This window comes from Brevibacterium samyangense, assembly GCF_039529845.1.
GTDB classification, from domain to species: Bacteria; Actinomycetota; Actinomycetes; order Actinomycetales; family Brevibacteriaceae; genus Brevibacterium; species Brevibacterium samyangense.
Genome location: NZ_BAAANO010000015.1, coordinates 114624 through 125707, shown reverse-complemented (window position 1 = coordinate 125707; position 11084 = coordinate 114624). Strand labels below are relative to the sequence as shown.

Sequence of the window (11084 nt, the reverse complement as noted above, 5' to 3'; positions counted from 1 at the left end):
GCGCCTCGGCGGTGGCGGCGTCCTTCCCGTCCGCCCCGACGGGCGGCGTCATCTGCGGGCCGAGCGTCCACACGTCGCCGGTGTCCGTGGCCTCGAGCCGCACCGCGGCGCCGAGGTCCGGGCAGCGGCCCTTGCGGACCTGACGGGGCAGGAACACCGTGAGGACCTCGTCCACGCCGGCGGCCCACACCCGAGGCGCCACGCACGTGCCGCGCGGAACCTCCTCGGGATCGCCTGCGCTCGGCAGCGCGGCGTCGACCTCGTCGAGCGGGGCCCCGGCGCGGCCGGCCGCGGTGAGGTCGACGAGGTGGACGAGGGTCTCGTGGACCTGACGGCGCTGCCAGAAGGCGGCCGGGCCCGGGCCGATGAGGGTGATGACCTGCGCGGACGGATCGGTGGACGCGAGCGCCTCGCGGAGGTACCGGGCGCGGGCCGCGTAGTGATCCGCGAGTTCGGGGTCGGGCACCGGCAGGTGTGCGTCACGGTTGCCGGGTTCGCCGAGCACCCGGCCGGTCGCCCAGTGGTGGACGCCGGAGAGGTGGGCGGCGAGGTCGCGGACCGACCAGTCGAGCCCGGGCACGGGCGCGGCGGGGTCGGTGCGCGCGAGCTCCGTCGCGAAGGAGAACTGGAGCGCACCGAGGAGCGCCGGGTCGTGAACGTCCATACCGGCACTCTACTGCGGTTCACCCCGGAGTGTGAGGTGCGCGACACAGAAGTTCCGGCTTCCGAAGGAATCCGCGCACGGCAGAACGGAGCGTCCCGGAAAGCGTCTCATTTCCGACAAGGAGACTTGGGACGGGCACAGTGCCGGGAGTAGCGTCCCTCCACGTTCATCGCGTGGATCATCGGCTGGGACCTCATCCTCGAGATGTTCTTCGCCGCCGCGGTCGTCGCGAAGGCGTGGGGACTGTACTTCGACCGGTTCCTCGCCCTCGTGGGGCTCGGCGGGACGGATGCGACCGGACAGGCGACCGGGATCCACAACACCGTGTCGATCGGTGGGGTGGTCTTCGACTGGGGCACCGCAGCGCTCTTCGTCGTCCTCGCGATCGTCCTCGCGTCCGGGTCCAAGCTCTCCGCACGGTTCACCGGCGTCCTCACGTACGTGAAGGTCGGCATCGTCCTCGTCATCATCGTCGTCGGATTCACCCTCTTCGGCATGGCGACCCCGGAGGAACTGCGCGCCGCCACCCCGGACAACGGCGCCTCGGCGACGATCATCACCGCGTTCCAGGTGAACGGCACGACCCCGGCGTGGCTCACCGCGCTCATCACGATCGTCCTCATCGTCGTCACGTGCTTCTTCCCCGTCGACATCCTCGGGAACATGGTGAACATCGGCACGCTCTCCGCGTTCGTGCTCGTGAGCCTCGGAGTTCCGTTCCTGCGCCGCCAGCGTGCGCGGGCCGGCATCACCGAAGGCGGCTTCACGGTGCCCTTCGGGAACGCCCTCCGTTACGTGAGCGCGGCCCTGTGCCTGTGGCTCATGATGCAGCTCGACGTGGAGACCTGGCTGCGGTTCGCGGTTTGGCTCGTCATCGGCGTCGCGATCTACTTCGGCTTCGGCTACTGGAACTCCCAGCTGCGCAGGCACCCCGAGCAGATCGGCCGTTCCGAGGTCGATGCGCTCCAGGAGACCGCCGGGCTCCGCTGAGGCGCCGCCGGGCCACCGCTGCCGCGGGTTCCTTGCGTGATGGCGAGTTCCTTGCACCAATCGCGTCGAGCGAAAGGAACTCGCCACTACGTCGGGAACTCGCGCCTCGGGCGTTTCTGGGAGTCCGGTCCGAACCCGCCGCGGGCCCGTTCCGGCCCGGCCGCTGCGCCCCTAGGGTCGGAGGTGCACCGTCCGGAACCACCACGTTTCAGGAGGACACCCCATGGCAGACACCACGTACACCGCAGTAGCCACCTCGACCGGCGAGGGCCGCGCCGGAGGCCGCGTCGAAACCAACGACGGCATCCTCGACCTCACCCTCGCGGTCCCGCAGGAGATGGGCGGTGGAGGCGGCGGCACGAACCCCGAGCAGCTGTTCGCCGCCGGCTACTCCGCCTGCTTCCACTCCGCCCTCAAGTCCGTTGCGAAGTCGAAGAACGTGAGCTTCACCGACTCGGCCGTCGTCGCCGAGGTGAGCATCTTCCCGAACGACGCCGGCGGATTCGCCCTCTCCGTCGCCCTCCACACGGAGTTCGCGGGCATCGACCAGGAGACCGCGGACGCACTCGTCGCCGAGGCCCATCAGGTGTGCCCCTACTCGAACGCCACCCGCGGCAACATCGAGGTCACGGTCGACGCCACCGTCGCCTGACGGCGCGCCGTCCCGAGGGACCGGTAACGAACCGAGGGACCGGCTCCGGGCACGCCGAGAGCCGGTCCCTCGGCCGTGTTCCGGGGCCACCGTGTTCCCGGGCCGCGCAGTGCCGATTCAGACAGAACGCCGATTCGGCGCAGCGGCGATTCAGGCGGAACCCGGATCGCCGTGGCAGAGGCAGATCTCGTTGCCCTCGGCGTCGGCGAGGACCCACCACTCCGGCGCGAACTCGTCGGTGACGAGAGTGCCGCCGGCCGCCGTCGCCGACTCGAGGCGCGCCGGGATGTCCGCGAACGGCAGGTGGATGTCGAGGTGGAACCGGTTCCGCCCCGCGTGGAGGGGTGATTCCTGGAACCAGATGACGGGCAGGTCGTCGTGCGGTGGGACGATGTCCGCGGACTCCCAGTCCGCCTCCCCGAAGTCCCGGGGAGGGAGGCCGTACGCCGCCTGCCAGAACGGAGCGATGGTGCGGAAGTCGGGAGTGTCGATCGCGATCGTGAGCTGCTGCGGCACCTCGGGCAGGGCGGTCATGCCGTGCTCGCGGGCGAGCGCCGTGATCCGGGAGGCGAGGCGCTGATCGCGGTCGGTGATGCCACCGACGTCGTGGCTGTGGGTGAGGACCGTGACGTCCCCGTAGCGGAGGGTGATGTCGGGATGGTGGTCGAGTTCGTCCGCCACCGCCGCGATCGCCGCGGTGAAGGCGGCGCCTGCGGTGTAGGACGGGCTCGCAAAACGGACGCGGAGCTTGTGGCCGACCGCGTTCCATCCCTCGGGGGCGGACATGGGGCGGGTGGGTTCCATGGCGTCGTTGCTCATGCCCTCGAGGCTAGGCCCGTCCCGGCGCGAGCGGAAGAGACCGACACACCACGGGCGAATGCCGGGTCAGGCGACGGCCGCGCCGGGGACACCGGCACCGGCTGCACCGGCGGCCCGCGCCTCGCGTTCGCGGACGACCTGCTCGAGCACGAGCGGCTTGTCGGTGATGATGCCGTCGGCTCCGGCGTCGAGGACCGCGTGCATCTCCTCCGGTTCGTTGACCGTCCACGGGAACGAGCGCATCCCGAGCTCGTGCACCCGTTCCATGAGTTCGGGCGAGGCCGCCCTGTAGTACGGGTTGTACGTGGCGAGCCAGGCCGCGTCCTCCGCGTGCGGTTCCCACTCGGGAAGCGCGAGGTAACCGACGGGTACGGCGGGCATGAGTGCGTGGAACTCGCGGACGAAGTCCCAGTGGAAGGACTGCACGATGAGCTTGCCGCTCACGAGGGCCGGTTCGACGAACTGTTCGGAGGCCTCGAGCACGGCGACGAGGTCCGCGGCCATCCCCGGGTAGAGGGTCGGGTCCTTCACCTCGAGGAGGAGCCCGGTGCGGCACCCCTGGAGCAGGTCGAGGAACTGGGCGAGCGACGGGATGCGCTCGCCCGCGAACTCCGTGCCCTTCCAGGAGCCGGCGTCGAGCTGCTGCAGTTCGTCCCAGGTGAAGTCCGCGACGGCGTAGGAGGTACGGCCGGGGAACACCTCCCGGACGTTCGTCGTGCGTTCGAGAGTGTCGTCGTGGACGAGGACGAGCACACCGTCGGCCGTCCGGTGCACGTCGGTCTCGATGAGGTCCGCGCCCTGCTCGATGGCCCGCCGGAACGCCGTGCGGGTGTTCTCCGGTGCCTCGAAGCTCGCGCCGCGGTGCGCGACCTTCACGATCGGAGAGAATGCATGTGTCGTCGTCATGACGGCGAGGCTAGGACCGTTCGGTGGACGCGCGGTGACGGGTGGAGGACAGGCGGAGGAAATCACGGGGAAGCGGTGCGAAACAGCTGTGCACGCGAACGAAACATCGCGCGGCGTAGATTTGGAAGCATGACACTCTCCCCCTCCACCCAGGTTCCCACAGAGTCCCGGATGCCCGCCGGTTCCCACGCCCCCACCGAGGTCCAGGTCCCCGCCGAACCCGAGGCGCCCGCCACCCCCAGCACCCCGGCCCCCGCCGATTCCGTCCCCGGCGCGACCACGGGTTCGGACACCGCGCACCCCGGCGCACCCCGTGAGCTCAACCGCCACGTCGCCGGCGCCACCGGCAGCGCGATCCGGAACATCTTCAAGCTCGCGGCCGGACCCGACGTCATCTCCTTCGCCGGCGGCACCCCGGCGAACGAGCTCTTCGACACCGTCGGCATCGCCCAGTCCTATGCGCACGTCATCGACACCATCGGCGGCCGCGCGCTCAACTACGGTTCCGTCGAGGGCGAACCGGAGATGAAGGAGGCCGCCGCGAAACGCCTCTCGGAGTCCTCGTGCGCCACGAGCCCCGATCAGTTGCTCATCACCTCCGGCTCGCAGCAGGGCCTGGGCCTGTGCGGTCAGACGCTCATCAACCCCGGCGACGTCGTCCTCGCGGAGAACCCCACCTTCATGTCCGCGCTCGGTGCCTTCAAGCTGCAGGGCGCGGTGTGCCGCGGTGTCGAGTCCGACGAGTTCGGCATCCTCCCGGAGGACCTCGAGGCGAAGATCCTCGAACACTCCCCGAAGGCGCTCTACACGATCCCGACGTTCCAGAACCCCACCGGCAGCACGATGCCCGCCGAACGTCGGACCGCGATCGCCGACGTCATCGCCCGCCACAGCATCTGGCTCATCGAGGACGACCCGTACTCGGAGCTGCGGTACGAGGGCGAACCGGTGCCGGCGATCTCCACCGACCCCCGCATCCAGGACAAGTCGCTCCTCCTCGGTACCCTCTCGAAGGTCCTCGCCCCGGGTCTGCGCATCGGCTGGATCCGTGGCCCCGAGTGGATCCTCGAACGCCTCGCGACCGCGAAGCAGGCGACCTCCCTGCAGACCTCGACGATCGACCAGATGGCGGCCGCGCACTACATCGAGCACAACAGCATCCCGGAGAAGCTTCTCGCGGTGAAGGACGCGTACCGGCAGCGCCGCGACACCATGCTCGAGGTGCTGCCGACCGTCCTGCCGGAGGGCACCTCGATCACCCGTCCCGACGGCGGCATGTTCCTGTGGGCGAAGCTCCCGGACGGCTTCGACGCGACCGCTCTCGTCGAGGAGATCGGCCCCCGCGGCACCGTGTACGTCCCCGGGTCGACGTTCTTCGTCGAGAACCCGGACCCCGCGACCATCCGCTTCTCCTTCGTCTCGAACGCGCCCGCGCGCATCGAGGAGGGCCTCCTGCGCATGAAGCCGGTGTTCGACGCGGCCGCCGCCGCACTCTGAGCCGCACCACCGCCGAGGCGCCGCGACCTGCGCATGTCGGGGCGCCTCGGGCGTTCTGCGGCCCGGTGAGGACTGTTCGTCCCGCCCCGGCGCTCAGCCCTCGGCGAGGGTGCCGAGCGCTTCGCCGTGGAGGCGATACGTCATCCATTCGCTCTGGGCGGTGGCGCCGATGTGCTCGTAGAAGGCGATCGACGGTGCGTTCCACCGCAGCACGCTCCATTCGAGACGCTTCCATCCCCGTCGGACGACCTCCTGAGCGAGGCGCGTGAGCAGTGCCTTCCCGGCGCCACCGCCTCGGTGCTCCTCGAGGACGAAGAGGTCCTCGAGCCAGATCCCGGGACCGGTCCACGTCGAGAACGTCACGTACCAGATGGCGATCCCGATGACCTCGCCGTCCTTCTCCGCGACGAAGCAATGAGCGGTCGGTTCGCCGTCGTCGGGGAACAGATACTGCCGATAGTCGTTCTCGTCCACGTCGACTGCATCGGGTTCCTTCTCGTACACGGCGAGTCCGTGGACGAGCGAGAGGATCGCGGGAACATCGGTCGGGGTGGCTTCACGAAGGGAGAGGGTCATGGGCCGATTCAACCACTCGGGAACGGCCCCGCGCCGGGCTGGGCCGCGTCGGATCGCCCACATTCCGTCGCCCGTCTTGAGGCCCGCGGCGAATCGCCGCGACCTGCGAAGGTCGGGGCGCCTCGGCGTGGGGCATGTGATGTCCGCACCACGAACACCCGGCGTTTCGCGCCGGAGTGCGCAATAGAGTGGGGGCATGAGCTTCCATCCCAGCAACGACGCTGCCGCAAGCGCCGCCCCGACCTCTGCAACGCCGTCCGGACCGTCCACCCCGCAGTCCGCCGGTACCACTCAGGCCACCCCCGCGAAGCGCCGGGTGACCCGGATCCACCACCTCGCGCAGTGGAAGGCCGAGGGGACGCCGTGGGCGATGCTCACCGCATACGACTACTCCTCGGCCGCCGCGTTCGAGGATGCCGGGATCCCCGTGCTCCTCGTCGGCGACTCGGCTGCGAACACGGTGTACGGCCTCGACTCGACCGCTCCGGTGACGGTCGACGAACTCCTGCCGCTCGTGCGTGGGGTCGTCCGCGGTGCCCCGCACGCGCTCGTCATCGCGGACCTCCCCTTCGGGTCCTACGAGGTGTCGACCGCGCAGGCCGTCGCGACCGCGATCCGGTTCGTCAAGGAGGCCGGAGCGCACGCGGTCAAGCTCGAGGGCGGCACCGCGCGGGCGGAGACGATCCGGGCGATCGTCGACGCCGGCGTCCCCGTCATGGGCCACATCGGGTTCACCCCACAGCACCTCAACGCCCTCGGCGGGTTCCGGGTGCAGGGCCGTGGCGACGACGCCGCCGCACAGCTGCGCGCCGACGCACAGGCCGTCCAGGCCGCCGGGGCCTTCTCCGTCGTCCTCGAGATGGTGCCCGCCGCGGTCGCGACCGAGGTCACCGCCGAACTCGAGATCCCCACGGTCGGGATCGGCGCGGGGGTCGGCACGGATGCACAGGTCCTCGTGTGGCAGGACATGGCGGGGATGACGCCGGGCCGCAAGCCGAAGTTCGTCAAGGTGTACGCGCAGATCGGCGAGGACCTCCGGGCCGCCGCAGCGCAATACGCGTCCGATGTGCGGACACGCGCATTCCCCAGCGAGGAATACTCCTTCTGATGTTCACGAAGATGCACGCCGAGGAGTTCCCCACCCGCATCGAGTGGACGTGGCGGGAGACGCTCGTCGTCTGATTCGTCCCGGCGCTCCTGCTCCTCGGCTACGCGTTCGAGAAGCTCTCGATCGGACTCGTCCCGACCGTTCTCGCGGACACGACGCTCCGGATCGCCTTCTTCGTCGCCCTCGTCGTCCTCTACCGCCGGATGCTCGCCGAACACTGGCGCAGGCTCCGCGGCTCCTGGGGACGACTCCTCCTTCTCGTCGTCGGCGGCGCGATCGTCCTCCAGGTCGTGATCTCCCTCGTCCAGTCGGTGAACCCCTGGGCGTACTCGGCGGCCGATGCGGCGAGCGCCGGGGGCGCCTCGGCCGGGGGCGCCGCCGCGGAGGCGACGATCGACCCCGTGACGGCGAGCGGTGCGCTGCTCGCGGTCGCGGTGTACGCGACGCTCGGCCCGCTCGTCATGGCGCTCATCGAGGACATCGTCTTCCGGTACACCCTCCTCCACCGGCTGTACCTGCCGAGGGTGTGGCTGCGCGTGCTCCTCGTCGTGGGCGGCGGCATCCTCTTCGGGGCGATGCTCCTCATCCTCGTCCTGCGCGCGCTCGGCGCCGTGGGCCGAGCCGATCGGTGGGCCGAGCCGATCGGTGGGCCGGGCCCTTCGCCCCGCGGTGAGCCCGTCGCGCTAGTGTCGGGTGCATGAGCGCCTCCCTCTTCCCCGATCTCGGTTCCCTGTACACCGTCGACCGGGCCGGCACCCGCTACGCCCTCGACGACGACCGGTGGCGTGGGGCCGACGGCAGCCCGCTGCTCGTCGGCCCCGTCCCCGCGCCCACGCCGGACACGATCGACCCGGCGGAACGCTCGCTGTGGCGGTACGGCGCAGCGATCCCCGTCGATCCCGCGTTCCGCACCTCGCTCGGCGAGGGGTGCACCCCGATGGTGCCGCTCGAGTGGAACGGCGCACGCGTCCACGCGAAGCTCGAGTGGTTCAACCCCACCTCGAGCTTCAAGGACCGCGGTGTCGCCGTCATGGTCTCCCACCTCCGTTCCCGAGGCGCCCGCCGGGTCCTCGAGGACAGCTCCGGCAACGGCGGGTCCTCCGTCGCGGCCTACGCCGCGGCCGCCGGCCTCGACGCGAAGATCCTCGTGCCCGCCGCCACCTCGGAGGCGAAGGTCCTCATGGTGAAGGCGTTCGGCGCGGAGATCGAACTCGTCGGCGGCACCCGTGACGAGGTGTCCGCGGAGGCGATCCGGCAGTCGGCGGAGATCCCCTACGCGAGCCACGCGTGGCACCCGATGTTCCTCGAGGGCACGAAGACGATCGCGTACGAGATGTGGGAGTCGCTCGGGTTCACCGCCCCGGACAACGTCGTCGTCGTCGCAGGGGGCGGCAGCAATGTGCTCGGGTGCGACGTCGCGTTCACCGAACTCCTCGCGGCCGGACTCATCGAGAAGCGACCCCGCCTGTTCCTCGGCCAGCCCGAGCACTTCGCGCCGATCGCGGACACCGTGAACGGCCTCGACCCGCTCGAGGCGCTCGCGGCCCGGACCGAGGCGCGCGGTGCCGACGGCCTGCCCGCACGCACCCCGTCGATGGCGGAGGGGTCCTCGATCGCGAGCCCCGTCCGCCTGCCGGAGACGGTGGAGGCGGTCCACCGGTCCGGCGGAGGAGCCGTGGCGGTGTCGGAGGAGGAGATCGCCTCGGCGACCCGGGACCTCGTGCGCCGGGGGCTCTACGCGGAGCCGACGAGCGCGGTGGGGGCCGCGGCGCTCACCCGGTTCCAGGAGGCGGGTGTCATCACGCCGGAGCAGACGACGGTGCTCATCCTCACCGGGACGGGGCTCAAGTCGGCCGAGCGGATGGCGGCGCTGTACTGAGGTGCTGACTGTACCCACACGAGAATCCGGAGAACGCACCTCCCGGGAGGTGCGTTCTCCGGGTTTTCGTGTGTCCGGCGTTGCCGCCGCTCGGTCACCGCCCCTCAGCTCCCGACGTCAGCGTCCGAGGAAGGCGAGTACCGTCGCCGCGGTGGTGAGGAACAGGACGACGCTCATCCAGGGCAGGGAGAAACGACGCAGGGCCGCCACTCCCCAGAAGGCCCAGGCCACGACGAATGTCCCCGCAGAAGTGAACAGAGTCTGCTTGGTGAGTACCTGCGAATCGGTGGGCGGTTCGACCTGGCGCCACCCGACGAAAGCTCCACCGACGTAGGTGAAGAATCATGAACGGCCAGAACAGGACGAACGCGGTCCAGCTGAGGACGTTCACCATTCCGAGGAGGAAGGCGAGGAACGGGTGTGGCTTCGGCTGCGGGACGTGCCGGGAGACGGGTGTCGTGGGGCTCATGTCTGCTGTGGAATGCACCGTCTGACTCTACAAGGAGCCTTGAAGCCGTTCGGAGAAGGGTTGCCTCAGCTCGTGTGCCAGGAGGCGAGGGCGGCGCGTTCGGTGGAGTACTCGTCGCGCTCGGTGTGGGAGCCGGCAGCGCGGGCACCTGCCGGCGGTACCGCATGCACCTCTTCCGCGATCCGCCCGAGCCCGATGAACGCCGAACCGATCGCGTACCCGCCGTGGTCGTCCCGCGCGACGAGTCCGTGCGCGTGAAGTCCGGCGAGGAGGCGGTGGACCGTCGACTTCGCGAGTCCCACGGTGCGGGCGAGTGCTCCGAGCGTGAGATAGGGCCGGCCGGACATGGCCGATTCAGCGAGCGCACGCAGGATGGCGAGAGTCCGAGTGAGCGACTGGGTGCCGTTGGGCGCACGGCGCGAGGACGCCTCGGTGAAGAGCCCCGTGTCGAGGCCGAGTTCGAGTTCCGAGGTGTGCGAAGAAATACCGGGCGACTCTGCCATGACCCCATCCTGCCGACCTCTCACATACCAGGCATTTCCATCCGCATGGTGAAACAGGTCACGCTGCAGGTCAGTCGGACGTTGCAGGTCGTCCCGCGTCACTCCACCACCAACGCGAGGTCGAACGTCGCTCCGACGGGGTTGCCGGCCTGTGCGAGGCGGCCGGAGTGCACGGCGCCTCGCCCGTCGACCGCACTCATCTCGAGGACGACCTGCGCGTCGGCAGGCCCGTCGAGGTCGATCGTGCCGCTCAGGCGCATGACCTCGAGCGCAGGCCCGGGGATCTCGATCGTCTCGCCCGTCGTCCGGTCCGCGAGCGTCACCCCGACGAAGGATCCGGTCCCCGCCACCGGCCGCGCCCGCCGGACGCCGTGGCGCCGGCACACCTCGACGATCGCCTCGGCGAGTTCGATGTTCGGCGCGACCCGCGCGAACAGGATCCGGCCGTCACCGGCCTGCGGCCCGGGCTCCGTGTGCCCGCCGAAGACCGGCAGCTGCGTCTCCGGATCGCGCGCATTCACGAGCGAGAACCCGTGCACCGCGTACACGAGGGCCTCCGGACCGTCGCCGTCGACGACGGTCTCCGGCCACAGATGCCCGCCCCGAACGGACCCGTCGGCGTCAGCCCACATGAGGTGGATGTGGGACCAGCGCTCACGCGCCTCGGGAGCCGCACCATCGGGCACCACCCGCTCCCCCACGGTCGCCGCGCCGAACAGCGCCGTGGCGTGCTCACTCACGTGTGTCGCCGAGTAGAGCATCGGGTGGGTCTCGTCGCCGTACGCGGGATAGCAGTACTCGACGCGGGCGAGCGGACCGGTCCCGATCTCGACGAAACCGTAGTCCGAGCCCGCGGCCCGCACGGCCTGCGTGAGCGCGTCCATGACGGACACCGGCGTGCCCGTTCCTGAGGCATCCGCCGAGGTCAGCCGGGTGCGCATGCGCACATAGCTCCCCTCGACGCTCGTCACCCGCTCCGTGGCCACCGGCCCCGGATGCACCGGCAGCTCGATCACGCGCT

Annotated in this window: 13 protein-coding genes; 7 read left to right on the top strand and 6 right to left on the bottom strand. The window is 70.4% G+C overall.

Annotation, left to right across the window (positions count from 1 at the left end; translation table 11 throughout):
- The coding region (locus ABD172_RS08840) for a maleylpyruvate isomerase N-terminal domain-containing protein (RefSeq protein WP_344308850.1) at nt 1-664 on the bottom strand (664 nt) is incomplete at its 3' end.
- A gap of 204 nt (nt 665-868) precedes the next feature.
- Between ABD172_RS08840 and ABD172_RS08835 the strand changes: the two genes are divergently transcribed.
- Nucleotides 869-1654 (top strand): amino acid permease C-terminal domain-containing protein, encoded by a 786-nt coding sequence (locus ABD172_RS08835; protein WP_344308848.1) that lies wholly within the window; start codon nt 869-871, stop codon nt 1652-1654.
- A gap of 223 nt (nt 1655-1877) precedes the next feature.
- Entirely contained in the window at nt 1878-2306 is a 429-nt protein-coding gene (locus tag ABD172_RS08830; protein WP_344308846.1) for an organic hydroperoxide resistance protein, read from the top strand.
- Between the two features lie 150 nt (nt 2307-2456).
- On the opposite strand, the gene ABD172_RS08825 is transcribed toward ABD172_RS08830, so the two are convergent.
- On the bottom strand, nt 2457-3125 hold the full coding sequence (locus ABD172_RS08825) for a VOC family protein (protein ID WP_344308844.1): 669 nt from the start codon (nt 3123-3125) through the stop codon (nt 2457-2459).
- A gap of 66 nt (nt 3126-3191) precedes the next feature.
- Nucleotides 3192-4031, bottom strand: a complete 840-nt coding sequence (locus tag ABD172_RS08820) for a glycerophosphodiester phosphodiesterase (RefSeq protein WP_344308842.1) — start codon at nt 4029-4031, stop codon at nt 3192-3194.
- Nucleotides 4032-4160: 129 nt separating this feature from the next.
- On the opposite strand from ABD172_RS08820, the gene ABD172_RS08815 reads away from it, so the two are divergent.
- Nucleotides 4161-5528 (top strand): aminotransferase-like domain-containing protein, encoded by a 1368-nt coding sequence (locus tag ABD172_RS08815; RefSeq protein WP_344308840.1) that lies wholly within the window; start codon nt 4161-4163, stop codon nt 5526-5528.
- A gap of 93 nt (nt 5529-5621) precedes the next feature.
- Here ABD172_RS08815 and ABD172_RS08810 read toward each other — a convergent pair whose 3' ends face one another.
- Nucleotides 5622-6104 carry a GNAT family N-acetyltransferase gene (locus ABD172_RS08810; protein ID WP_344308838.1) on the bottom strand — a complete coding sequence of 161 codons (483 nt, stop codon included), beginning with the start codon at nt 6102-6104 and terminating at the stop codon, nt 5622-5624.
- A 196-nt stretch (nt 6105-6300) separates the two neighbouring features.
- Between ABD172_RS08810 and panB the strand changes: the two genes are divergently transcribed.
- From panB to ABD172_RS08790, 4 genes are all read left to right on the top strand, one after another.
- The gene (gene panB, locus ABD172_RS08805; protein ID WP_344308836.1) at nt 6301-7212 is read left to right on the top strand and encodes a 3-methyl-2-oxobutanoate hydroxymethyltransferase; all 912 of its coding nucleotides are present in this window, start codon (nt 6301-6303) and stop codon (nt 7210-7212) included.
- Between the two features lie 203 nt (nt 7213-7415).
- Nucleotides 7416-7913: a hypothetical protein gene (locus ABD172_RS08800; protein WP_344308834.1), complete on the top strand. Its 498-nt coding sequence runs from the start codon at nt 7416-7418 to the stop codon at nt 7911-7913.
- A complete protein-coding gene (locus ABD172_RS08795) occupies nt 7910-9091 on the top strand; it encodes a threonine synthase (protein ID WP_344308833.1) in 1182 nt (393 codons plus the stop codon). The genes ABD172_RS08800 and ABD172_RS08795 overlap by 4 nt, the downstream gene beginning before the upstream one ends.
- Before the next feature lie 344 nt (nt 9092-9435).
- Nucleotides 9436-9585, top strand: a complete 150-nt coding sequence (locus tag ABD172_RS08790; protein ID WP_344308831.1) for a hypothetical protein — start codon at nt 9436-9438, stop codon at nt 9583-9585.
- A gap of 40 nt (nt 9586-9625) precedes the next feature.
- Here the strand turns inward: ABD172_RS08790 and ABD172_RS08785 are convergent, their stop codons facing one another.
- Both ABD172_RS08785 and ABD172_RS08780 read right to left on the bottom strand, forming a co-directional pair.
- Nucleotides 9626-10063, bottom strand: coding sequence for a helix-turn-helix domain-containing protein (locus ABD172_RS08785; protein WP_344308829.1), 438 nt, complete (start codon nt 10061-10063; stop codon nt 9626-9628).
- Nucleotides 10064-10161: 98 nt separating this feature from the next.
- Entirely contained in the window at nt 10162-11079 is a 918-nt protein-coding gene (locus ABD172_RS08780; RefSeq protein WP_344308827.1) for a PCC domain-containing protein, read from the bottom strand.
- Nucleotides 11080-11084: the final 5 nt, after the last annotated feature.

Bases quoted from the DNA above. Each gene is read 5' to 3' on its own strand.
- ABD172_RS08820 (WP_344308842.1), bottom strand. From the start codon at position 4,031: ATGACGACGACACATGCATTCTCTCCGATCGTGAAGGTCGCGCACCGC.
- ABD172_RS08830 (WP_344308846.1), top strand. From the start codon at position 1,878: ATGGCAGACACCACGTACACCGCAGTAGCCACCTCGACCGGCGAGGGC.
- ABD172_RS08800 (WP_344308834.1), top strand. From the start codon at position 7,416: ATGCTCGCCGAACACTGGCGCAGGCTCCGCGGCTCCTGGGGACGACTC.
- ABD172_RS08835 (WP_344308848.1), top strand. From the start codon at position 869: ATGTTCTTCGCCGCCGCGGTCGTCGCGAAGGCGTGGGGACTGTACTTC.
- panB (WP_344308836.1), top strand. From the start codon at position 6,301: ATGAGCTTCCATCCCAGCAACGACGCTGCCGCAAGCGCCGCCCCGACC.
- ABD172_RS08815 (WP_344308840.1), top strand. From the start codon at position 4,161: ATGACACTCTCCCCCTCCACCCAGGTTCCCACAGAGTCCCGGATGCCC.
- ABD172_RS08810 (WP_344308838.1), bottom strand. From the start codon at position 6,104: ATGACCCTCTCCCTTCGTGAAGCCACCCCGACCGATGTTCCCGCGATC.
- ABD172_RS08795 (WP_344308833.1), top strand. From the start codon at position 7,910: ATGAGCGCCTCCCTCTTCCCCGATCTCGGTTCCCTGTACACCGTCGAC.
- ABD172_RS08825 (WP_344308844.1), bottom strand. From the start codon at position 3,125: ATGAGCAACGACGCCATGGAACCCACCCGCCCCATGTCCGCCCCCGAG.
- ABD172_RS08790 (WP_344308831.1), top strand. From the start codon at position 9,436: ATGAACGGCCAGAACAGGACGAACGCGGTCCAGCTGAGGACGTTCACC.
- ABD172_RS08785 (WP_344308829.1), bottom strand. From the start codon at position 10,063: ATGGCAGAGTCGCCCGGTATTTCTTCGCACACCTCGGAACTCGAACTC.